Annotated in this window: 23 protein-coding genes; 20 read left to right on the top strand and 3 right to left on the bottom strand. The window is 71.2% G+C overall.

Features of this window, described 5'->3' with window-relative positions; all coding sequences use genetic code 11:
- Positions 1-4: 4 nt before the first annotated feature.
- From argF to Q0Q23_RS12975, 4 genes are read left to right on the top strand one after another with little or no spacing between them, the layout of a single operon-like run.
- Positions 5-943, top strand: a complete 939-nt coding sequence (gene argF / locus Q0Q23_RS12990) for an ornithine carbamoyltransferase (protein WP_295124410.1) — start codon at positions 5-7, stop codon at positions 941-943.
- Complete coding sequence (gene argH / locus Q0Q23_RS12985) at positions 940-2,388, top strand: argininosuccinate lyase (RefSeq protein WP_295124405.1); 1,449 nt, start codon at positions 940-942, stop codon at positions 2,386-2,388. Before argF ends, argH begins: the two co-directional genes overlap by 4 nt.
- Positions 2,388-2,510, top strand: coding sequence for a hypothetical protein (locus Q0Q23_RS12980; RefSeq protein ID WP_295124402.1), 123 nt, complete (start codon positions 2,388-2,390; stop codon positions 2,508-2,510). The genes argH and Q0Q23_RS12980 overlap by 1 nt, the downstream gene beginning before the upstream one ends.
- Position 2,511: 1 nt before the next feature.
- A complete protein-coding gene (locus Q0Q23_RS12975; protein WP_295124399.1) occupies positions 2,512-3,141 on the top strand; it encodes a DNA-3-methyladenine glycosylase in 630 nt (209 codons plus the stop codon).
- A gap of 166 nt (positions 3,142-3,307) precedes the next feature.
- Here the strand turns inward: Q0Q23_RS12975 and Q0Q23_RS12970 are convergent, their stop codons facing one another.
- The gene (locus Q0Q23_RS12970; protein ID WP_295124396.1) at positions 3,308-3,907 is read right to left on the bottom strand and encodes a hypothetical protein; all 600 of its coding nucleotides are present in this window, start codon (positions 3,905-3,907) and stop codon (positions 3,308-3,310) included.
- A gap of 5 nt (positions 3,908-3,912) precedes the next feature.
- Positions 3,913-4,560 (bottom strand): DNA-binding protein, encoded by a 648-nt coding sequence (locus tag Q0Q23_RS12965; RefSeq protein WP_295124393.1) that lies wholly within the window; start codon positions 4,558-4,560, stop codon positions 3,913-3,915.
- A gap of 131 nt (positions 4,561-4,691) precedes the next feature.
- Between Q0Q23_RS12965 and tyrS the strand changes: the two genes are divergently transcribed.
- From tyrS to xerD, 9 genes are all read left to right on the top strand, one after another.
- On the top strand, positions 4,692-6,023 hold the full coding sequence (gene tyrS / locus Q0Q23_RS12960; RefSeq protein ID WP_295124390.1) for a tyrosine--tRNA ligase: 1,332 nt from the start codon (positions 4,692-4,694) through the stop codon (positions 6,021-6,023).
- Positions 6,024-6,048: 25 nt separating this feature from the next.
- Positions 6,049-6,237: a hypothetical protein gene (locus Q0Q23_RS12955; RefSeq protein ID WP_295124387.1), complete on the top strand. Its 189-nt coding sequence runs from the start codon at positions 6,049-6,051 to the stop codon at positions 6,235-6,237.
- Positions 6,230-7,021, top strand: a complete 792-nt coding sequence (locus Q0Q23_RS12950; RefSeq protein WP_295124385.1) for a TlyA family RNA methyltransferase — start codon at positions 6,230-6,232, stop codon at positions 7,019-7,021. The genes Q0Q23_RS12955 and Q0Q23_RS12950 overlap by 8 nt, the downstream gene beginning before the upstream one ends.
- Positions 7,022-7,148: 127 nt before the next feature.
- A complete protein-coding gene (locus tag Q0Q23_RS12945) occupies positions 7,149-8,420 on the top strand; it encodes a hypothetical protein (RefSeq protein WP_295124383.1) in 1,272 nt (423 codons plus the stop codon).
- Between the two features lie 102 nt (positions 8,421-8,522).
- The gene (locus tag Q0Q23_RS12940; RefSeq protein ID WP_295124381.1) at positions 8,523-9,449 is read left to right on the top strand and encodes an NAD kinase; all 927 of its coding nucleotides are present in this window, start codon (positions 8,523-8,525) and stop codon (positions 9,447-9,449) included.
- Positions 9,442-11,166 carry a DNA repair protein RecN gene (recN, locus tag Q0Q23_RS12935; protein WP_295124378.1) on the top strand — a complete coding sequence of 575 codons (1,725 nt, stop codon included), beginning with the start codon at positions 9,442-9,444 and terminating at the stop codon, positions 11,164-11,166. The genes Q0Q23_RS12940 and recN overlap by 8 nt, the downstream gene beginning before the upstream one ends.
- A 68-nt stretch (positions 11,167-11,234) precedes the next feature.
- Positions 11,235-12,974: a CTP synthase gene (locus tag Q0Q23_RS12930; protein ID WP_295124506.1), complete on the top strand. Its 1,740-nt coding sequence runs from the start codon at positions 11,235-11,237 to the stop codon at positions 12,972-12,974.
- Positions 12,974-13,624 (top strand): NUDIX hydrolase, encoded by a 651-nt coding sequence (locus Q0Q23_RS12925; RefSeq protein ID WP_295124375.1) that lies wholly within the window; start codon positions 12,974-12,976, stop codon positions 13,622-13,624. Before Q0Q23_RS12930 ends, Q0Q23_RS12925 begins: the two co-directional genes overlap by 1 nt.
- Positions 13,621-14,526, top strand: coding sequence for a site-specific tyrosine recombinase XerD (xerD, locus tag Q0Q23_RS12920; RefSeq protein ID WP_295124372.1), 906 nt, complete (start codon positions 13,621-13,623; stop codon positions 14,524-14,526). The genes Q0Q23_RS12925 and xerD overlap by 4 nt, the downstream gene beginning before the upstream one ends.
- Here the strand turns inward: xerD and Q0Q23_RS12915 are convergent.
- On the bottom strand, positions 14,508-15,020 hold the full coding sequence (locus Q0Q23_RS12915) for a GNAT family N-acetyltransferase (RefSeq protein ID WP_295124503.1): 513 nt from the start codon (positions 15,018-15,020) through the stop codon (positions 14,508-14,510). The genes xerD and Q0Q23_RS12915 overlap by 19 nt on opposite strands.
- A 148-nt stretch (positions 15,021-15,168) precedes the next feature.
- On the opposite strand from Q0Q23_RS12915, the gene Q0Q23_RS12910 reads away from it, so the two are divergent.
- The 7 genes from Q0Q23_RS12910 to der all read left to right on the top strand — a co-directional run.
- Positions 15,169-16,068, top strand: coding sequence for a ParA family protein (locus tag Q0Q23_RS12910; protein ID WP_295124368.1), 900 nt, complete (start codon positions 15,169-15,171; stop codon positions 16,066-16,068).
- A gap of 97 nt (positions 16,069-16,165) precedes the next feature.
- Positions 16,166-16,999, top strand: a complete 834-nt coding sequence (locus Q0Q23_RS12905; RefSeq protein ID WP_295124500.1) for a ScpA family protein — start codon at positions 16,166-16,168, stop codon at positions 16,997-16,999.
- On the top strand, positions 16,989-17,621 hold the full coding sequence (locus Q0Q23_RS12900) for an SMC-Scp complex subunit ScpB (protein ID WP_295124365.1): 633 nt from the start codon (positions 16,989-16,991) through the stop codon (positions 17,619-17,621). The genes Q0Q23_RS12905 and Q0Q23_RS12900 overlap by 11 nt, the downstream gene beginning before the upstream one ends.
- Complete coding sequence (locus tag Q0Q23_RS12895; RefSeq protein WP_295124362.1) at positions 17,611-18,369, top strand: pseudouridine synthase; 759 nt, start codon at positions 17,611-17,613, stop codon at positions 18,367-18,369. The genes Q0Q23_RS12900 and Q0Q23_RS12895 overlap by 11 nt, the downstream gene beginning before the upstream one ends.
- Before the next feature lie 75 nt (positions 18,370-18,444).
- On the top strand, positions 18,445-19,533 hold the full coding sequence (locus tag Q0Q23_RS12890; protein ID WP_295124359.1) for a prephenate dehydrogenase: 1,089 nt from the start codon (positions 18,445-18,447) through the stop codon (positions 19,531-19,533).
- On the top strand, positions 19,530-20,246 hold the full coding sequence (cmk, locus tag Q0Q23_RS12885) for a (d)CMP kinase (protein WP_295124356.1): 717 nt from the start codon (positions 19,530-19,532) through the stop codon (positions 20,244-20,246). Before Q0Q23_RS12890 ends, cmk begins: the two co-directional genes overlap by 4 nt.
- Positions 20,239-21,193, top strand: a 955-nt coding sequence (der, locus tag Q0Q23_RS12880) for a ribosome biogenesis GTPase Der (RefSeq protein WP_295124353.1), incomplete at its 3' end; no start/stop codon positions are given. The genes cmk and der, both read left to right, overlap by 8 nt.

Raw genomic sequence — 21,193 nt, 5'->3', positions numbered from 1 at the left:
CACGATGACCCGTCACTTCCTCCGCGACGATGACCTGAGCCCCGCCGAACAGCTCGAGGTGCTCGAGCTGGCCGCGCGCCTGAAGGCCGACCGCTTCTCAGCGAAGCCGCTCGCCGGCCCCCAGACCGTCGCCGTCATCTTCGACAAGACGTCCACCCGCACCCGCGTCTCGTTCGCGGTCGGCATCGCCGATCTCGGCGGAAGCCCGCTCATCATCCAGAGCGGCGAGAGCCAGCTCGGCGGCAAGGAGTCGCTCGCCGACACCGCCCGCGTGCTCGAGCGCATGGTGTCCGCCATCGTGTGGCGCACGTACGCGCAATCCGGTCTCGAGGAGATGGCCGAGGGCACCCGGGTTCCCGTGGTCAACGCCCTCTCGGACGACTTCCACCCCTGCCAGATCCTCGCCGACCTGCAGACGGTGCGCGAGCACAAGGGCGCCACCGCCGGGCTCACGCTCGCGTTCTTCGGCGACGGAGCGAGCAACATGGCGCACTCCTACCTGCTCGGCGGCGCGACCGCCGGCATGCACGTGCGCATCGCCGCACCGGCTGCGTACGCGCCCAGTGAGGACGTCGTCGCCGACGCGCGGGCGATCGCGGAGCGCGCCGGCGGTTCGGTGGCGGTGCTCACCGACCCGCGGGAGGCCGCTGCCGGGGCCGACGTCGTCATCACCGACACCTGGGTGTCGATGGGCAAGGAGGACGAGAAGGCCGAGCGCATCGCCGTCTTCGGCGACTACACGGTCGACGCCGCCCTCATGGCGCTGGCAGCGGAGGACGCCGTGTTCCTGCACTGCCTCCCGGCCTACCGCGGCCTGGAGGTCGCCGCCGACGTGATCGACGGGCCGCAGTCGGTGATCTGGGACGAGGCCGAGAACCGCCTCCACGCCCAGAAGGCTCTGCTGACCTGGCTGTTGGAGAAGAACGAGGAGGGCGCTTCATGAGCGACCACGGAGTGGGAACGACCGACGAGGGCAAGCTCTGGGGCGCACGCTTCGCCGGCGGCCCGTCGGCCGAGCTCGCAGCGCTCAGCAAGTCGACCCACTTCGACTGGGAGCTCGCGGCCTACGACATCGCCGGCTCCCGAGCCCACGCGCGTGCCCTGGCCGCGGCCGGTTACCTGACCGACGACGAGCTTGCCGGCATGATCGCCGCGCTCGACTCCCTCGATGCCGACGTCGCGTCCGGCGCGTTCGTCGCGGCGGAGAGCGACGAGGACGTCCACGGCGCGCTCGAGCGCGGTCTCATCGAGCGCGCGGGACCCGACCTCGGTGGCAAGCTGCGGGCGGGGCGCAGCCGCAACGACCAGATCGCCACGCTGGTGCGGCTCTACCTGCGCGACCACGCCGGCGTGATAGCCGAGCGGCTGATCGCACTGATCGACGCCATCGCGGCGCAGGCCGACGCGCATCCCGCGGCGATCATGCCGGGCCGCACGCACCTCCAGCACGCGCAGCCGGTGCTGCTCGCCCACCACCTGCTGGCGCACTGCTGGCCGCTGGTGCGCGATCTCGAGCGCCTCGCCGACTGGGATCGCCGGGCGAACGTCTCGCCGTACGGCTCGGGCGCCCTGGCCGGTTCGACGCTCGGGCTCGACCCGCAGCTGGTGGCACGCGAGCTCGGCTTCGCCTCCAGCTCCGAGAACTCGATCGACGGCACCGCCGCCCGCGACGTCGTGGCCGAGTTCGCTTTCGTCGCCGCCCAGATCGGGGTCGACCTCTCGCGCTTCGCCGAGGAGATCATCCTCTGGAACACGCGCGAGTTCGGGTTCGTGACGCTCGACGACGCGTACTCGACGGGCTCGTCGATCATGCCGCAGAAGAAGAATCCCGACATCGCGGAGCTCGCGCGGGGCAAGGCGGGGCGCCTGATCGGCAATCTGACCGGTCTGCTGACCACGCTCAAGGGTCTCCCGCTCGCCTACAACCGCGACCTTCAAGAGGACAAGGAGCCGGTCTTCGACTCGGTGCAGACCCTGGAGGTCGTGCTCCCGGCGTTCACCGGCATGGTGGCCACGCTGCGATTCCACACCGACCGGATGGCGGAACTCGCACCGCAGGGCTTCTCACTCGCGACGGACGTGGCGGAATGGCTCGTGAAGCAGCACGTCCCGTTCCGCAGCGCCCACGAGATCACCGGGAGCCTCGTCAAGTTCGCGGAGGACAACGGACTGGAGCTGAGCGAGGTCACGGATGAGCAGCTCGCCGCGGTGTCGCCGCTGCTCACGCCCGAGGTGCGCTCGGTGCTGACGGTCGAAGGGTCGGTGGCCAGCCGCGCCGGCGTCGGCGGCACCGCCCCCGACCGGATCGCCGACCAGCTGGCCACGCTCACCGAGCGGGTCCGCACGCTGACTCAGACACTCGCGGCGACCCGACGGGACCTCGGCTGATGGCCGGGCAGACGGGGCGGCAGCGACCGGGGTGGCTCATCCCGCTGATCGTGGTGGTCGCGGCCGCGGTGATCGTGGTGGGGCTCATCGTGACCGTCGCGGCCGGCGGCCGCATCTTCTGACGTGACGCTCTACCGACCCGGTCGCGACGCCTTGCTGGCGTCGTCGCTCGAGGTCGCGCCGAAGCTCCTCGGAGCGGTGCTCCGGCACGAGACGGACGAGGGAGCGGTCGCGGTGCGCATCACCGAGGTGGAGGCCTATATCGGCGACGGCCTCGACCCCGGTTCGCACGCGTTCCGTGGCCGCACCAAGCGCAACGCCGTGATGTACGGCGAGCCGGGCCGTCTCTACACCTACTTCACGTACGGGATGCACGTGTGCGCGAACGTCGTGTGCTCGCCCGAGGGGGAGGCCTCCGCCGTGCTGCTGAGGGCGGGGGAGATCGTCGAAGGCGCCGAGCTGGCACTGCGGCGCCGGTCGGGGCCGTCCGGTCGCGCCATCCCGTCGCGCGACCTCGCCCGGGGGCCGGCGCGACTGGTCGTCGCTGCAGGGATCCGGCTGTCGGACGACGGAGCCGACCTGTTCGCGCCTCCGTTCGACCTGCGCCTGCCGAGCGTGCAGCCCGACTACGAGACCGGGCCGCGAACCGGCGTCTCCGGGGCGGGAGGCAGCATGACGTACCCGTGGCGGTACTGGCTGCCCGGGGACCCGACCGTCTCACCGTACAAGCGCCACCCGAAGTCCCACGACTGAGCTGCGCCTCGCCCCGAGTCACCCCGTCCCGGGCGAGCCGCCGCCGAGGGGCGTCCGAGGGGCGTCCGAGGGGCGTCCAAACGCCCCTAAAACACCGTTTTAGGGGCGTTTGCGCGCCCCTCGGGGCACGTGCGACGGGCGACGGGCGACGGGCGACGGGAGCGGGTCAGGCGGTCGCGAAGCGGAAGAGGCCGGCGCACACGCAGGCCCAGATGAGACTGACGAGGGTGCCGATGATGAAACGCTCACGTGCTTCGGGCGCCTCCAGCTCGGTGAAGCGCCCGACGCCCTTGATCGCGATCAGCACGCCGAGCGCCTCGGGAAAGCCCGCCATGATCGCACCCGTGGTCGCGAAGCGCTCCAGATAGCCGATGGTCGTGCCTCCGCGGAGGACCTCCCTGGTCTCCTCCAACCCGCTCACGCGGTCATGGACGACGATGCCGCCGTGCAGTCCGGGAACCGCGGTGCTCCGGGTGGCGAGGGCAAGCGCGAGCTGGGCGGCGGGGCCGCCGCCGATCACGCTCAGCACGAGCGCGACGATGCCGATGAGCACCCGGAACATCAGGGGAGCACCCTGCTGGGGGATGGCGACCAGGAGGAACGCGAGGGCGAGGAGTCCGGCAGCCGTGTACACGAGCGGGCGCCGCGGCGTCCGCAGCGTGGCCACCATGCAGCAGACGGCCGCGATGGCGACGGTGAGCGCGAGCGCCCACAGCGCGATCGGCAGCGCGCTCGCGAAGAACTGGGGCAGAGGCAGGGCGGTCATACGGCTCACGTTCGGTCGGGGGCGGTTCTGTCGGAGGTGGAGGGGCCGGGGAGGCCTTGCGCGGCGTCGGCGCTCTCGAACAGCCTAACCAGCGCCGGCTGCGCCGCCAGGTCGGCACGCAACCCCGCGGCGCGTGCGCGGTCGCTGGCCGATTGCGGGGTGATGCCGAGCCGGGCGCCCGCCTCCGCCTGGGTCATCCCGCTCGAGACGAGGTCGTACAGTTCCCAGCCTGCCTGAGTGCGGCCGGCGCGCAGGGTGAGGAGCAGGTCGACGAGCGCCTCGACATCCTCGGCCGGTTGCGGGTCCACGATCGCTTCGGCGGCGAAGCGCGTGGGTGCGCGCTTGGCCCGTGTCACCGCCGTGCGGGCGGCGACGAAGGCGTCACCGGCGGCCTCTCTGGTGTGGTCGGGGAGCGGCGTGCGCACTCCGCCGATACCGAGTCCGACGCTCCAGGCGCGGCCCCGGGCGAGCGTCGTCACGATGTCGAGCGCGGTGGCGGCATCGGCGGTGAGCGCCTGCAGCTCGTCTCCCGCGTTGCGGTCGACGGGCAGGAGGAGTCGTTCGCCCCAACGCTCGTTGAGCTCGACGAGCACGGGAGCGACGATGTCGGGTCGGCCCCTGCTGTCGACCTGGTCGGCCGTGATGACGAACATGGGCGCCTCCTGTCAGGTCAAAGAGCCTGATGCTGACTATATCAGGGATATTGACCTGATTCAATCGCGATCAGGCCGAAGGCCCTGATCCGCGAGCCAAGCTCGATGGCGCCCGCTGCTAGCCTGAGTGGGTGCCAGAAACCGCCGCAGCCACAGATCGGAGCAGCGCAGAGTCCACGCTCGGCGCGCAGACCAACGACCCCACGTTCGACGACGTCTGGGACGAGCTGAAATGGCGCGGACTCGTCCACGTCTCGACCGACGAGGCCGCCCTCAAGACGCTCCTCGCCGGCGACCCGATCACGTACTACTGCGGCTTCGACCCCACGGCGCCGAGTCTGCACCTCGGCAACCTCGTGCAGCTCCTGACCATGCGCCGCCTGCAGCTCGCCGGACACAAGCCGCTCGGCCTGGTCGGCGGCTCCACCGGCCTCATCGGCGACCCGCGGCCCACCGCCGAACGCACGCTCAACACCAAGGAGACGGTCTCGGAGTGGGTCGGATACCTGCAGCAGCAGGTCACCCGTTTCCTGTCTTCCGAGGGCGACAACGCCGTGCGCCTGGTCAACAACCTCGACTGGACGGCCCCGCTGTCCGCGATCGACTTCCTGCGCGAGATCGGCAAGCACTTCCGGGTGGGCACGATGCTCAAGAAGGACGCCGTCGCCGCGCGCCTCAACTCCGACGAGGGCATCTCGTACACCGAGTTCAGCTACCAGATTCTGCAGGGGATGGACTTCCTCGAGCTCTACCGCCAGTACGGCTGCGTGCTGCAGACCGGCGGCAGTGACCAGTGGGGCAACCTCACCAGCGGCACCGAGCTCATCCGCAAGGTCGAGGGCGCGCACGTCCACGCCATCGGCACGCCGCTCATCACCAACAGCGACGGCACCAAGTTCGGCAAGAGCGAGGGCAACGCGATCTGGCTCGACGCCACCCTCACCAGCCCTTACCGCATCTACCAGTTCTGGCTCAACGCCGACGACGCGGATGTCATCGACCGGCTCAAGGTCTTCACGTTCCTGCACCGCGACGAGATCGAGCGCCTGGAGCGCGCCGTCGCGGAGGAGCCGTTCCGCCGGGAGGCGCAGCGCCGCCTCGCCTACGAGGTGACCTCGCTCATCCACGGTGCGGAGGCCACGGAGGCGGTCATCGCGGCATCGGAGGCGCTGTTCGGCCAGGGCGACCTGGCCGGTCAGGACAGCAAGACGTTGGAGTCGGCACTGCGCGAGCTGCCGAATACGACGACTGCCGCCTCCACGACGATCGCGCAGGCGCTCGTCGACACCGGGCTCACGAAGAGCCTGGGTGAGGCGCGTCGGGCGGTCGCCCAGGGCGGAGTCTCCGTCAACAACGCCAAGATCGACGACGCCGAGTCGACGGTCGGCGATCATCTGCTCCCGGGCGGAATGGTCGTGCTGCGACGCGGCAAGAAGACCCTCAGCGGCGTCTTCGTCGAGTAGCGGACGAGCCGGTAAGGTGGCGGGCATGCAGTCCGAGTCGAACGCGCCTGACGGCGGGGACCGCCCGGGTGCCGAAGCGCCGGGCGAGGGCCTCCTGCCGCTGCTCGACGTGATCGAGGAGCAGCCGTTGAGCGAACGCGCCGCCGCCTACACGCAGCTGCACGCGGAGCTGTCGGCGCGGCTCGAAGGCGCCGACGCGCCCCGGTATGGCTGAGCGGCTCGACGTCGCACTCGCCGCGCGCGGGCTCGCCCGGTCGCGCACGCACGCGGCGACGCTGATCGCCGACGGCCTCGTCACGGTCGACGGCCGGCCCGCGGTCCGGTCGTCCGTGAAGGTCGGCGACGACCAGGAGATCGTCGTCGCCGGCGCCGACCACTACGTCAGCCGCGGCGCGCACAAACTGATCGCCGCCCTCGACGCGTTCCGAGTCGCGGCGGCCGGTCGCCTCGCTCTGGACGCCGGAGCCTCCACGGGCGGGTTCAGCCAAGTGCTCCTCGAGCGCGGTGCCCGGCGGGTCGTCGCAGTCGACGTGGGGCACGGGCAACTCGCGCGGGAGCTCGCCGAGAACCCGCGTCTGGCCTCGTACGAGGGCGTCAACGTCCGCGAGCTGACGCACGAGTCGTTCGCGCGGCTCGTGGGCGACGAGGAGCGGCCCGAGCTGGTGGTGGCGGACCTCTCGTTCATCTCGCTCACGCAGGTGCTCCCCGCGCTCCGGGATGTCGCGGCGGCCTCCGCCGATTTCGTGCTGCTGGTCAAGCCGCAGTTCGAGGTCGGCCGCACGGGCGTCCGGGAGGGGATCGTGCACGATGCCGGACTGCGTGCCGACGCGGTCGGCGGCGTGCTCTGGAGTGCCTGGGACCTCCGCCTCGGCACTGCCGGCGTCATCGCATCGCCGATCGCCGGCTCCCACGGAAACCGCGAGTTCCTCGTGCACCTGACGGAGCTCGGCGTGAATCCGACGGAATGGTTGGAACAGGTGCGATCGCTCGCCGAATAGCGGTGGGACGGCCCGGGCGTGCCACAGGGCGATCCGGAGGCGCTCCCGGTGAATCCGCGGGCGATCATTCGCCGTCTTCGGGGCCTGGACGACCTCGGCGGCCCGGGCCGGAGTTATCCTCGGCCGGGTGCGCGCACTGCTCTCCGTTCTCGTCGGTTACCTCGCGGTGCCCGTGCTCAACGCAGTGTCGCCGCTCATCGCGCTTCCGGCCATCACCGCGACCCACGGAGGAGCGGCTTGGTCCGCGATCGCGATCGGACAGTCGCTCGGCGGCACCGCCGGCGTCATCATCGAGCTCGGTTGGGGGTTGAGCGGAAGCCAGCGTGTGGCGCGGATGTCGGCGCGCAACCGGGGGAGGGTCTTCGCGATCTCCCTCGTCACGAAACTCGTCGTCGCCGTCCCGGTACTGGCCGTGGCGGTGCCGACCGCGTTCATGCTCACGCCGGACTTCGGCGTGATCGCAGCGCTGATCGCTCTGGCGAGCGGGCTCGCGGCTCTCGGCGCAGGCTGGATCTTCGTCGGGATGATGCGGCCCCGACTGTTCCTCGTCACCGAGGTGCTGCCGCGGACCGTCTTGGTGGCGGCGTCCGCGTTCGCGATCTCGAGCGGTCTTCCGCTGGTGCTCTACCCGGTGGCGCTCCTGCTCGCCTCCCTCTCGCCACCCGTGACGGCTGCGCTCGTACTGGGCACGCGTCCGGCCGATCTGCGGGCGCTCGGACCCCGGCGGCTCGCCGCCGTCATCCGGATGCAGGGCCACGCCTTGAGCACGAACGTCTTCTCGTCGATCTACCTCTCACTCGGCACGACCGTCGCGACCCTCGGCTCCGTGAACGCCACTCTGCTCTACGCATCCGTCGACCGGCTGAAGCGCATGGTCCAGCAGGTGGTCCTGACGCAGCAATATGTGCTCAAAGGATGGGTCGGACGGGAGGTCGACCCGGCGCAGCGGGTCGCTCGTGCCATCAGGGCCACGCTCGTGACGGCGGTGGTCGGCGTGCTCTGCGGCGCCGCCTTCGGCTTCGCGGCCCCGGCCGCCGCGGGCTTCGTCTTCTCGGGAACGGTCGCCATCCCTCCTCTCGCGGCCGCGATCGCGGGGGCGAACCTGGCGGTGGTCTGCGTGAGCATGGCCACGGGTGCCGTCCTGCTCGTCACGCTGGGCCGCGTAGGCGCGATCGCGCGCTCCGCGGCTGTCGGGGCCGCCATCGGTCTGCCGGCGATCTTCGTCGGCGCGTTTCTGTGGGAGGGCACAGGCGCGCTGGCGGGGCAGCTGCTCGCCGAGATCGCGGTCATCCTCGTGCAGCTCTGGGCGATCCGCGCCCGACGGCGCGAGCTGATCCGCTCGGGCCGATGGACCAGCAGCGTGCGGATCCGGGAGGCCTCCACACCCGCGCCCGAATGAACGTTCTCCACAATTCCGGCGCCCCGGCACATTCGCCGCTCGAAAACCGACAGAATGGAGGGACGCAGCCAAAAGGAATCGACGAGCTCGTGAGGAGGCGACGTGACGGCATCGGGTGACGCGCAGCGATACATCCTCGTCGTCGCGCACACCGGCCGTCAGGACTCCCTCGACGCGGGTGTGCAGGTCTGCCGCCAGTTGGTCTCCGCCGGCGTCGTGCCCGTGCTGAGCGAGGACGAGCGGCGCGACCTGCTGCGCGCGGCGCCCGACCTCGACTCCGTCGCCGTGCTCGGTGACGAGGTCAGCGCGAGCGAGCTCGAGCTCGTGATCGTTCTCGGAGGCGACGGCACCATCCTGCGAGCGGCCGAACTGGTCCGCGGCTGCACGGCTCCGCTGCTGGGCGTCAACCTCGGGCACGTCGGCTTCCTCGCCGAGAGCGAGCGCGACGACCTCGAGATCGCGGTCGCGCGCGGGCTGGCCAAAGACTACGAGGTCGAGGAGCGCATGACGCTCTCCGCCCGGGTGAAGGTCGGCAAAGAGGTCGTCTACGAGAGCTGGGCCCTCAACGAGGCCACGGTCGAGAAGGCCAGCCGCGAGCGCATGCTCGAGGTGGTCATCGAGGTCGACGGCCGGCCGATGTCGAGCTTCGGCTGCGACGGCGTCGTGATGTCGACGCCGACCGGCTCCACGGCGTACTCGTTCTCGGCGGGAGGTCCGGTCGTGTGGCCGGGCGTCGCCGCCCTCCTGCTGGTGCCGCTCAGCCCGCACGCCCTGTTCTCGAGGCCGCTCGTGGTCGACGCCGACTCGTCGCTCGCGGTCGAACTGCTCGACCGCGCGGGCGGCGAGGGCATCCTCTGGTGCGACGGCAGGCGGGCGTTCGATCTGCCGCGCGGCGCGCGCGTCGTGGTTCGCCGCTCGCCGATCCCTGTGCGGCTGGCCCGGCTGCACCAGGGGCCGTTCACCGATCGGCTCGTACACAAATTCGACCTTCCCGTGACCGGGTGGCGGGGGCCGGCCGGCCGTGACTGACGTGCGTGGAGGCATCGAAGAGATCTCGATCCGCGATCTGGGCGTCATCGCCGATGCATCCCTCCCGTTGGGGGCGGGATTCACCGCGATCACGGGCGAGACCGGCGCGGGCAAGACCATGGTGGTCTCGGCGCTCGGCCTGCTGCTGGGCGAACGGGCCGACACCGGGGCGGTACGCGTCGGCAGTCCGCAGGCCTGGGTGGAGGGCCGCTGGCGCATCGCCGGCGCAGGCGATGTGGTCGAGCGCGTCCGTGACGCCGGAGGCGACGTGGACGAGCTCGGCGGCGGAGAGGCCGAGCTCGTGCTCAGCCGATCCGTGTCGGCCGAAGGGCGCTCACGCGCCGTCGTCGGCGGCCGCGGTGCCCCCGTCAGCGTGCTGACCGAGCTCGGCGGCCAGCTCGTCGTCGTCCACGGCCAGTCCGACCAGGTCCGGCTGCGGTCGGCCGTCGCCCAGCGCGAGGCGCTCGACCGGTTCGCCGGCCCGGACTTCGCCGAGCGCGTCGACACCTACGCCCAGGTCTTCCACCGCTGGCGCGACAACCGCGCCGAGCTCGACGAGCTGGTCGCCGACCAGGAGCGCCGGGCCCGCGAGGCCGACGACCTGCGCGCGGCGATGGCCGAGATCGAGACCGTCGCCCCGCAACCGGGCGAGGACGACGAGCTCGCCGAACGCGCCGAGCGCCTGACCAACCTCGAAGAGCTGCGTCTGGCTGCCGCCGGGGCGCGCGAACTGCTCTCCGCCGAAGAGTCGGAGGGCGCCGACGCCCTCGGCCTGCTCGACAACGCCCGCCGTCAGCTGGAGCGTGTGGCGCCGCACGACTCCGAGCTGAGACCGCTCGCCGAGGCCGTAGCCAACGCCACCTATCTCGTCACGGACATCGCCGCGCAGCTTTCGACCTACCTCGCGACGCTCGACACCGACGGCGCCCGCGAGCTGGAGGTCGTTCAGGAGCGCCGCGCGGAGCTGGCCGCGCTCGTCCGCAAGTACGGCCCGGCGCTCGACGACGTCATCGCGACGCTCGAGACCGGGAGTCTGCGCCTGCTCGAGCTCGACGGCGACGCCGACCGCATCCAGGAGCTCGCGCGCGAGGTCGAGGCCGACGGAGCGCTCGTCGCCGAACTGGCCGCCGACCTGGGCGCGCGCCGTCGTGAGGCCGCAGCGCGGCTGGCGGAAGCGGTCTCCGACGAACTCGCCGCTCTCGCCATGCCCGATGCCCGGATCGTCGTGGAGGTCGCCGAGCGCGACGAGTTCACGTCCAGTGGGCGCGACCAGGTCGCCATCCTGCTGCGGCCGCATCCGGGCGCCGAACCGCGCCCGCTCGGCAAGGGCGCCTCCGGAGGCGAGCTGTCGCGCGTGATGCTGGCCATCGAGGTGGTCATCGCCGGTACCGACCCGGTGCCCACGTTCATCTTCGACGAGATCGACTCCGGCGTCGGCGGGGCTTCGGCGATCGAGATCGGCCGCCGGCTCGCCCGCCTGGCCGAGAACTCCCAGGTGATCGTCGTGACCCACCTCGCGCAGGTGGCCGCCTTCGCCACCAACCACCTCACCGTGGTCAAAGGCAGTGACGGCGCGGTCACCGAGTCGAGCGTGCGGCGCCTCGACGGCGACGAACGCATCGCCGAGATGGCTCGGCTGCTCTCGGGCCTGCCCGACTCCGAGAGCGGGCTCGCCCATGCGCGCGAGCTCGTCGAGATGGCTGCTGCGGCGCGCTGAGTGCGTGGCGCTCGCCACGTCGTGGCGCGCGGCCGGGGCGCCGGCAGGTGATAAGCTATAAGCCCGTGGTGGATTATTCAGACGCGGGCCAGAACAACAGCAAAACCAACGGCACTACCAAGCACATCTTCGTGACAGGTGGTGTCGTTTCTTCGTTGGGGAAGGGCCTTACGGCGGCTTCCCTGGGCAATCTCCTGACGGCGCGCGGGCTGCGCGTGGTCATGCAAAAGCTCGACCCCTACCTCAACGTCGACCCGGGAACGATGAACCCGTTCCAGCACGGGGAGGTGTTCGTGACCGACGACGGGGCGGAGACCGACCTCGACATCGGCCACTACGAGCGCTTCCTCGACATCAACCTGGGCCAGTCCGCGAACGTCACCACCGGTCAGATCTACTCGAACGTCATCGCGAAGGAGCGCCGCGGCGAGTACCTCGGCGACACCGTGCAGGTCATCCCGCACATCACGGACGAGATCAAGCGCCGGATGCGGCTGCAGGCGCAGCCCGGGCCCGACGGCGAGCCCGCCCCCGACGTCATCATCACCGAGATCGGCGGCACCGTCGGCGACATCGAGTCGCAGCCGTTCATCGAGTCCGCCCGGCAGGTGCGCCACGAGCTCGGCCGCAAGAACTGCTTCTTCGTGCACGTCTCGCTGGTGCCGTTCATGAACGCGTCGGGCGAGCAGAAGACCAAGCCCACCCAGCACTCGGTCGCGGCGCTGCGCTCCATCGGCATCCAGCCCGACGCGCTCGTCCTCCGGAGCGACCGCCCGGTGTCGGAGTCGAACAAGCGCAAGATCGCCCTGATGTGCGACGTCGACGAGCAGGCCGTCGTGAACGCGGTCGACGTGCCGAGCATCTACGACATCCCCACGATGCTGCACGAGCAGGGTCTCGACGCCTACATCATCGACCAGCTCGGGCTCGACAAGGCCACCGACGTCGACTGGCACGGCTGGGCGCGCCTCCTGGAGGCCGTGCACGACCCCAAGCACGAGGTGACGATCGGGCTGGTCGGCAAGTACATCGACCTCCCCGACGCCTACCTGTCGGTCACCGAGGCGCTGCGTGCGGGAGGCTTCGCCCACCGCACGAAGGTCACGCTCAAGTGGATCCCCTCCGACGAGTGCCAGACCCCCGAGGGTGCGGCGCTGCAGCTCGGCGACGTCGACGGCATCTGTGTGCCGGGCGGTTTCGGCGTGCGCGGCATCGAGGGCAAGGTCGGAGCGCTGAAGTTCGCCCGCGAGAACGGCATCCCCGCGCTCGGCCTGTGCCTGGGCCTGCAGTGCATGGTCATCGAGTACGCGCGTCATGAGGCGGGCCTGGCGGGCGCGTCGTCCTCCGAGTTCGACCCGGAGACGGAGTTCCCGGTGATCGCGACGATGGCCGAGCAGGTCGAGATCATCGCGGGCGGCGACCTGGGCGGCACCATGCGCCTCGGCCTCTACCCGGCGACGCTCGCCGAAGGATCCCTCGTCTCCGAGCTGTACGGCGCACCGGAGGCCAGCGAGCGCCACCGTCACCGCTACGAGGTGAACAACAACTACCGCGAGCAGATCGCCGACGCCGGCCTGTGGTTCTCGGGCACGTCGCCCGACGGCCATCTGGTCGAGTACGTGGAGCTGCCGCGCGACGTGCACCCGTTCTACGTCGGCACCCAGGCGCACCCCGAGCTGCGCTCGCGGCCGAACCGTGCGCACCCGCTGTTCGCCGGCCTCGTCGGAGCGGCGCTCGATCGTCAGAAGGCCAGCCTCCTGTTCGAGGTCGCGGCGGAGGACGCCGACGAGCTGGTGGCGGAGGTCTGATGGCGACGGAGGCGGGCGCGATCGGCGATGAGCCGTTCCACCCGGAGATCCTGTCGTCCGAGAAGGTGTTCGCCGGGAAGATCTGGGACGTGCGCCGGGACACCTTCCGCTACAACGGCGAGGACATCACGCGTGAGTACGTCGACCACACCGGCGCCGTCGCCGTGCTGGCGCTCGACGACGAGGGCCGCGTGCTGCTGATCCGGCAGTACCGGCACCCGGTGCGGCACCGTGACTGGGAGATCCCGGCCGGGCTGCTCGACATGCACGGGGAGGCGCCGCTCGCCGCCGCTCAGCGGGAACTCGCCGAGGAGGCCGACCTGCGGGCCGACCGGTGGAATGTGCTCGCCGACGTCTTCACGAGCCCGGGCGGCAACGACGAGGCGATCCGCATCTACCTCGCCAGGCAAGTGCACCCCACCGGGGAGGCGTTCGCGCGGGAGGCCGAGGAGGCCGATATCGAGGTGGCGTGGGTTCCGCTGGAGGAGGCGGTCGACGCCGTCCTCGAGCGACGTGCCCACAACGCGCCGCTCAGCATCGCCGTGCTCGGAGCGCTGGCCGCCCGCGAGCGCGGCTGGGCGACCCTCGGCGACGCCGACGCCCCCTGGCCGAGCAACCCGAAGCTGAGCGCGCTGAGCGCAGAGGGATGACCCTCGCGGCCGATGTCGACGCGTACCTGAGGCACGTCGCCATCGAGCGCGGCCTCTCGGCGAACACGGTCGCGGCGTACCGCCGCGACCTCGCGGTGTACGCGGCGTGGCTCGACGAGCAGGGCATCCGCGATGTGCGCGGGGTCTCCGGCGCCACCGTGTCGGGCTACCTCGCGCACCTCGGGTCGCGCGAGGAATCGCCCCTGACCCCGACCTCCCTGGCCCGGATGCTGTCGACGGTGCGGGGGTTCCACCGCTTCCTGCTCGAGGAGGGCCGGGTGGAGGTCGACGCCGCCCGCGACGTGCGGCCGCCGAAGCTGCCGAGCAGCCTGCCGAAGGCGATCAGCGTCGAACAGGTCGCCGCGCTGCTGGCGGCGACCGACGGCGACGAGCTCGACAACCTCCGCGACAAGGCGCTGCTGGAGCTGATGTACGCCACCGGTGCCCGCGTGAGCGAGGCCGTCGGCCTCAACGTGGACGACGTGATCGACACCGATGTCGTTCGCCTCACGGGCAAGGGTGCCAAGCAGCGCATCGTGCCGCTCGGCTCGTTCGCCCAGGCCGCCGTCTCCGCCTACCTCGTGCGTGCCCGCCCGGTGCTCTCATCACGGGGCAGGGCGACGCCCGCGCTGTTCCTCGGGATGCGCGGCGCGCGGCTGTCGCGCCAGAACGTGTGGCTGATCATCCGGGCGGCCGCGGAACGCTCGAACCTGGGCGTCGAGATCTCGCCGCACACCCTCCGCCACTCGTTCGCCACCCACCTGCTGGCGGGAGGCGCCGACGTGCGCGTGGTGCAGGAGCTGCTGGGCCACTCGTCGGTGGCGACCACCCAGATCTATACGCTCGTCACGGCCGACGCGTTGCGGGATGTGTACGTGTCGGCTCACCCGCGGGCGCGGTGACGGCCTCGCGGCGCCTTCCGGTACAGCCAGACCAGCACCTTCCCGTCCTCGCCCGTCACGCGAGCGGGCGTGAAGCCCAGCTTCTCGAGCACGCGGAACGACGGCGCGTTCCAGCGCTCGACCGCCGCCCACAGCACCGGGATGCCGCTCTCGAACGCGGCGTCGGCCACGGCGGCGGCGGCCTCGGTCGCGTAACCGCCGCCGACGTGGCGACGGAGCAGTTCGTACACGAGCTCGGGCTGGGCGGCCGTCCCGCGCGTGGTGACGAGGCCGCAATAGCCGATCGGTTCTCCGGTGTCCGCCCGCTCGATCGCGTAGATGCCCGATCCCGTTTCGTCGGCCCGGCGCCGTTCGGCGTCCAAGCGTTCGCGTTCCTCATCGAGCGGGCGCCCCTCCTGCGACGGGTCCTCCGCGATCAGCCGAAGGCTCCATTCGGCGTCGCCGCCGTCGCGGAGTCGCAGGCGCAGGCGATCGGTGGTGATCTCGGGTGGCATCGGCGGCACGCGCTCAGCGTACGCCGCTCTGCTCGCTCGCTGGGGACCCGCCGCCGTCACGCCGCCGCAGGCCTGAGCACGCGGATAGGATGGACCTCGTGAACAGGCCGTGAACGGCCGCCGATCGACAAGGACGAGGAACAGCCAGGTGACGCGCAACGACGAGGTCAGGACGGAGCTTCCCGGCATGGACGCCGCAGCCCTCGCCGCACCGCTCGGACCCACCGGCCGGCCCCTGCGCACGTTCCCCGCTCCCGCCGAGCTGAGCCAGCACGGGCCCGCCAAGATCGTCGCGCTCTGCAACCAGAAGGGCGGGGTCGGCAAGACCACGACCTCCATCAACCTCGGCGCGTCCCTGGCCGAGTACGGCCGACGCGTGCTCGCGATCGACTTCGACCCGCAGGGCGCCCTGTCGGCCGGGCTCGGCGCGCAGACCCACGACGTCACCACGATCTACGACCTGCTGCTGAACCGCCACGCCGACGTGCAGGAGGCGATCCAGTCGACGGGCGTGCCCGGGCTCGACATCATCCCGGCCAACATCGACCTCTCCGCAGCGGAGGTGCACCTCGTCAACGAGGTCGCCCGCGAGCAGATCCTCGCCGGGGTGCTCCGCAAGGTCTCCGGAGACTACGACGTCATCCTGATCGACTGCCAGCCGTCGCTCGGCATCCTGACCGTCAATGCGCTGACGGCCAGTCACGGGGTGCTCATCCCGCTGGAGTGCGAGTACTTCGCGCTGCGCGGCGTCGCGCTCCTGATCGAGACCATCGACAAGGTGCGGGAGCGGCTCAACCCGGCGATCGAGCTCGACGGCATCCTGGCCACGATGTACGACTCGCGCACGCTGCACTCCCGCGAGGTGCTGGAGCGCGTGGTCGACGCGTTCGGCGACCGCGTGCTCGAGACGGTGATCTCGCGCACGGTGAAATTCCCGGATGCCTCGGTCGCCGCCACCCCGATCACGCAGTTCGCACCGGAGCACCAGGCGGCGGAGGCGTACCGCCAGCTGGCGAGGGAACTGATCTTCCGTGGCGCCGTCGCCTGACGACTCCTCCGCTGCACGCGTCGCGACCCCGAAGGGCACGTCGTTGTCGTCTTTGCGCGCCGAAAGCGACAACGGCGTGCCCCTCGCGGGGCAGGAGCTGCTCTCGGAGGAGGAGGGCGCGGGGGAGGAAGGCGCGTCGGGGGAGGATCAGCGCGGGTTCCGTGTTGCTGTGGGGCAGTTCGAGGGGCCGTTCGACCTCCTGCTGTCGCTGATCACCAAGCACGAGCTCGACATCACCGAGATCTCGCTGAGCCGCGTCACCGACGAATTCATCGCCTACCTCCGGCAGCTCGACGCCGACCAGACCCTCGACGAGGCCAGCGAGTTCCTGCTGGTTGCAGCGACCCTCCTCGACCTCAAGATCGCGGGGCTGCTGCCGCAGGGCGAGCTCGTCGACGCGGAGGACGTCGCCCTGCTGGAGGCCCGCGACCTGCTGTTCGCGCGCCTGCTGCAGTACCGCGCGTTCAAGGAGGCGTCGGCCTGGTTCTCGGCGCAGCTCGACACCGAGGCCACCCGACATGCCCGCACGGTGCGGCTCGAGGACAAGTACCGGCAGCGCACGCCCGAACTGGTCTGGACGCTCACCGCGGACGATTTCGCAGCCTTGGCCGCGCTGGCGATGGCGCCGCGCGAGATCCCCGTCGTGGGGCTCGACCACCTGCACGCGCCTCTCGTGAGTATCCGGGAGCAGGCCGCCGTGGTGGTGGGGATGCTCCGCAGCGGCGACCAGCTGTCATTCCGGCAGCTGGTCGCGGGCGCCGAGCAGAAGGGCGTCGTGATCGCACGATTCCTCGCGGTGCTCGAGCTGTACCGGCACGCGGCCATCGCGTTCGAACAGCTGGAGCCGCTCGGCGAGTTGACGCTGCGCTGGACGGCGGAGCACTGGTCGGAGGAGAACCTGTCGAACCTGGGAGCGGACTATGACGGTTGACGGAACCGAGCTGGAGGCGGAGACGGAGGCGGAGGCGGCGCAGGTCGCCGTGGACGACGCGCACGTCGAACGCGCACTCGAGGGCATCCTCATGGTCGCCGACGAACCGATGAGCGTCGTGACGCTGGCCACAGCGGTCGGCGCGCCTGTCAAGCGCGTCCGCGCCGCCATCGACGCGCTCGTCGCCGACTACGACGGCGCACCGGGCGCCGAGGGTCGGCCGGGCGTCCGTCGCGGCTTCGAGCTGCGCGAGGTCGGCGGAGGCTGGCGCATCTACGTGCGTCCCGAGTACGACGCGGTCGTCTCGGGCTACGTGCTGCAGCAGAACCCGACCCGGCTGTCGCAGGCGGCCCTGGAGACGCTCGCGGTGATCGCGTACAAGCAGCCGATCAGCCGCGGCGCCATCGCCTCCATCCGCGCGGTCAACGTGGACTCGGTGGTGCGCACGCTGCTCGGCCGCGGCCTGATCACGGAGCTCTTCACGGACAGCGAGACCGGCGCGATCAACTACGGGACGACCGACCTGCTGCTCACCCAGCTCGGCATCAACTCGATCGACGAGCTGCCGAAGATCTCCCCGCTGCTCGCCGACGGCTCAGACGGGTTCGACGATGTCCGGTAACGCGGGAGGCGACGCCGCACAGGGCGAGCGCCTGCAGAAGGTGATGGCGGCGGCCGGCGTGGCCTCGCGGCGCGTGTCGGAGGACATGATCGTGGCCGGCCGCGTGACCGTGAACGGCCAGGTGGTCACCGAGCTCGGCCGGCGGGTCGACCCGGCGACGGACCGGGTCGCCGTCGACGGCACCGCCGTGCAGCTCGACACCTCTCGCCGCTACGTGATGCTGAACAAGCCGGTCGGGGTCGTGAGCTCGATGCGCGACGAGCAGGGCCGGCCCGACCTCTCGCGGTTCACAGCCGGCTATCCCGAGCGGCTCTTCAACGTCGGGCGCCTGGACGCCGAGACCTCCGGGCTGCTGATCCTCACCAACGACGGGGAGCTGGCCCATGTGCTCGCGCATCCCAGCTTCGGGGTGACCAAGACCTACATCGCGCGCGTGCGCGGAACCGTGACTCCGCAGACCATCGGGCGGCTGACGAAGGGCGTCGAGCTGGAGGACGGCCCGATCGCCGCCGACCGGGCGCGGCTGCTGCAATCGCGGTCGAGCGGCGGTGACAGCCTCGTCGAACTGACGCTGCACTCGGGCCGCAACCGGATCGTCCGCCGGATGATGGCGGAGGTCGGGCATCCCGTGATCGAGCTCGTGCGGCGGCAGTTCGGGCCGCTGCACCTCGGCACGCTCAAGGTCGGCGCCATGCGCGACCTGACGAAGGACGAACTCGGCGCGCTGCTGACGATCTCGCGGCAGTAGCTGCGGCCGCGTCCGGCAGGAGAACTCGGGCGGGCGACGCCGAGAGGGCAGGCGGTCACTGACTAAGGTGGATCCGTGACTGATTCCGCCTCGCGCCTCGCCGGACCGGTGCGTGTCGTCGGCGCCGGGCTCCTCGGCGCATCCGTCGGGCTCGGGCTGCGCGCCCGCGGTGTCGACGTGCTGCTCGCCGACGCGTCGCCCGCACACTTGCGGCTCGCCGTCGACTATGGCGCGGGGCGAGCCGACGACGGTACGGCGGAGCCTGCGCTGATCGTGGTCGCGGTGCCGCCGGACCTGGTGTCGCGAGTCGTCGCGGAGGAGCTCGCCGCGCATCCTGCCGCCGTGGTCACCGACGTCGCCAGCGTCAAGGGTGCACCGCTCGCCGAGCTGCAGGAGGCCGGCCTCGACCTCTCCCGCTACGTGGGCTCGCACCCGCTCGCCGGCCGTGAGCGCGGCGGCCCGAGCGCGGCACGAGCCGACCTGTTCATCGGGCGTCCGTGGGTGGTCTCCGCCCGCCCGGAGAACCCGCGCGCGGCCGTCAGCCTCGTCGAGGCGCTCATCCTCGACCTCGGCGCGACGCCGATCGAGATGGCAGCCGCCGACCACGACGCCGCCGTGGCGCTGGTCTCGCACGCACCCCAGATCGTGTCGTCGCTGATGGCCAAGCGGCTCGCCGACTCCACCGACGCCGCGCTGGGCCTCGCCGGCCAGGGCGTGCGCGATGTGACCCGTATCGCGGCGAGCGAGCCGGAGCTGTGGGTGCAGATCCTCGGCGCCAACGCGCCGGCGATCACACGGATACTCCACGCGTACCGCGACGACCTCGACCAGGTGCTCGCCGCCCTCGACGACGTCGACGCGGCGGGTTCCCGCCGGGCGATCGCCGAGGAGATCGCCGCCGGAAACGTCGGCGTCGCTCGGTTGCCGGGCAAGCACGGTCAGGACAAGCGCTTCCGGAGCATGATCGTCATGGTCGACGACCGCCCGGGCGAACTCGCCCGGCTGCTCGCCGAGCTCGGCGAACTCGACGTCAACCTGGAGGACCTCCGCCTGGAGCACTCGCCGGGAGCGCCCTTCGGCCTCGCCGAGATCGCCGTGCTCCCCGAGGTGTGGCAGCGCACCGTGACCGACCTGACCGACCGCGGCTGGAGGCTCGCAGGATGACCGACCCGACCCACTCGACCGACCCGCACGGCCGAACCGACGCAGGCGCCCCCGTGGTCGTCGCCGTCGACGGCCCCGCCGGAAGCGGCAAGTCGTCGGTGTCGAAGGCGACTGCCCGCCGTCTCGGCTGGGCGTACCTGGACACCGGAGCCGCCTACCGGGCGCTCAGCTGGTACGTCGTGCAGCGCCGTCTCGACGCGACCGACTCGGAGGCCGTCATCGACTCGCTGCCCGACTTCGATTACCGCATCGGCACCGACCCCGACACGTATCACGTGTACGTCGGCGACCACGACGTGACCGATGCGATCCGCGAGCCCGAGGTGACCGCTGTCGTCAGCGCCATCGCACGGGTTCCGGAGGTGCGCTCGTTCCTCACCGGCCTGTTCCGGTCGATCGTTGCGCGCACGCAGAAGCCCGGGATCGTCGTCGAGGGCCGCGACATCACCACCGTGGTCTGCCCTGATGCGCCGGTGCGGATCCTGCTCACCGCCGACGAGGACGTTAGAATAGCCAGGCGTTCGGCGGAACTCGCCGACCATTCCGCCTCACACGTCGGCGAGGCGTTGCGCAGGCGTGACGCGGCCGACTCCCGGGTCGTGGACTTCATGAACGCCGCTGACGGCGTGACCACCGTCGACTCCACCGACCTCGACTTCGACCAGACCGTCGACGCGGTCATCGCGGTCGTACAGAAAGAGACCCATGTCTGACATCGACAACGAGCCGACCGGCGCCGACGACCTCGTCGAGCGCCTCGCCGGACTGGACGACACCCTCGCGGTGCAGCGTGCCGCGGCGCTCCGCAGCGGCCTGGAGGAGTACGAGCTCGACGACACCGACCTCGACCTCCTCGGCACGGCCACCGAGAACCCGGACGAGATCACCTATCTGCCGGCCCTGCCGGTGCTGGCCATCGTCGGCCGCCCGAACGTGGGCAAGTCGGCGCTGGTCAACCGCATCCTCGGCCGCCGTGAAGCCGTCGTGGAGGACACCCCCGGGGTGACGCGCGACCGCGTCTCGTACCAGGCGGAGTGGAACGGTCGCCGGTTCACCGTGGTGGACACCGGCGGCTGGGAGCCCGACGCCCGCGGCATCGACGCGTCCGTCGCCGCGCAGGCGGAAGTCGCCATCGACCTGGCCGACGCCGTGCTGTTCGTGGTGGACGCGACGGTGGGGGCGACCTCCACCGACGAGCACGTCGTGCGGCTGCTGCGCAAGACGAAGAAGCCGGTGTTCCTGGCCGCCAACAAGGTGGACGACGCCCGCCAGGAGCCGTACGCCACCGAACTGTGGTCGCTGGGCCTGGGCGAGCCGTGGCCGGTCTCGGCGCTGCACGGCCGCGGCGTGGCCGACCTCCTCGACCAGATCCTGAAGGCGCTTCCGGAGGTCTCGGCCGTCGCGAAGCAGGAGGTCGGCGGCCCGCGCCGGGTGGCGATCGTCGGACGACCGAACGTGGGCAAGTCGTCGCTGCTCAACAAGGCCGCGGGGGAGGAGCGGGTCGTCGTCAACGAACTCGCCGGCACCACCCGCGACCCGGTCGACGAGCAGGTCGAGCTCGGCGGGAAGGTGTGGCGCTTCGTCGACACGGCCGGCATCCGCCGGCGCGTGCACCTGCAGCAGGGCGCCGACTTCTACGCGTCGCTGCGCACCTCCACCG

It is taken from the genome of uncultured Leifsonia sp., assembly GCF_945957465.1.
GTDB lineage: Bacteria > Actinomycetota > Actinomycetes > Actinomycetales > Microbacteriaceae > Leifsonia.
Note: the sequence above shows the minus strand (reverse complement) of the source record. Positions and strands in the feature narration are given on the sequence as shown.

Bases quoted from the DNA above. Each gene is read 5' to 3' on its own strand.
- xerD (WP_295124372.1), top strand. From the start codon at position 13,621: ATGACCCTCGCGGCCGATGTCGACGCGTACCTGAGGCACGTCGCCATC.
- Q0Q23_RS12895 (WP_295124362.1), top strand. From the start codon at position 17,611: ATGTCCGGTAACGCGGGAGGCGACGCCGCACAGGGCGAGCGCCTGCAG.
- Q0Q23_RS12970 (WP_295124396.1), bottom strand. From the start codon at position 3,907: ATGACCGCCCTGCCTCTGCCCCAGTTCTTCGCGAGCGCGCTGCCGATC.
- cmk (WP_295124356.1), top strand. From the start codon at position 19,530: ATGACCGACCCGACCCACTCGACCGACCCGCACGGCCGAACCGACGCA.
- argF (WP_295124410.1), top strand. From the start codon at position 5: ATGACCCGTCACTTCCTCCGCGACGATGACCTGAGCCCCGCCGAACAG.
- Q0Q23_RS12900 (WP_295124365.1), top strand. From the start codon at position 16,989: ATGACGGTTGACGGAACCGAGCTGGAGGCGGAGACGGAGGCGGAGGCG.
- Q0Q23_RS12915 (WP_295124503.1), bottom strand. From the start codon at position 15,020: ATGCCACCCGAGATCACCACCGATCGCCTGCGCCTGCGACTCCGCGAC.
- Q0Q23_RS12965 (WP_295124393.1), bottom strand. From the start codon at position 4,560: ATGTTCGTCATCACGGCCGACCAGGTCGACAGCAGGGGCCGACCCGAC.
- argH (WP_295124405.1), top strand. From the start codon at position 940: ATGAGCGACCACGGAGTGGGAACGACCGACGAGGGCAAGCTCTGGGGC.
- Q0Q23_RS12980 (WP_295124402.1), top strand. From the start codon at position 2,388: ATGGCCGGGCAGACGGGGCGGCAGCGACCGGGGTGGCTCATCCCGCTG.
- Q0Q23_RS12950 (WP_295124385.1), top strand. From the start codon at position 6,230: ATGGCTGAGCGGCTCGACGTCGCACTCGCCGCGCGCGGGCTCGCCCGG.
- Q0Q23_RS12925 (WP_295124375.1), top strand. From the start codon at position 12,974: ATGGCGACGGAGGCGGGCGCGATCGGCGATGAGCCGTTCCACCCGGAG.
- Q0Q23_RS12955 (WP_295124387.1), top strand. From the start codon at position 6,049: ATGCAGTCCGAGTCGAACGCGCCTGACGGCGGGGACCGCCCGGGTGCC.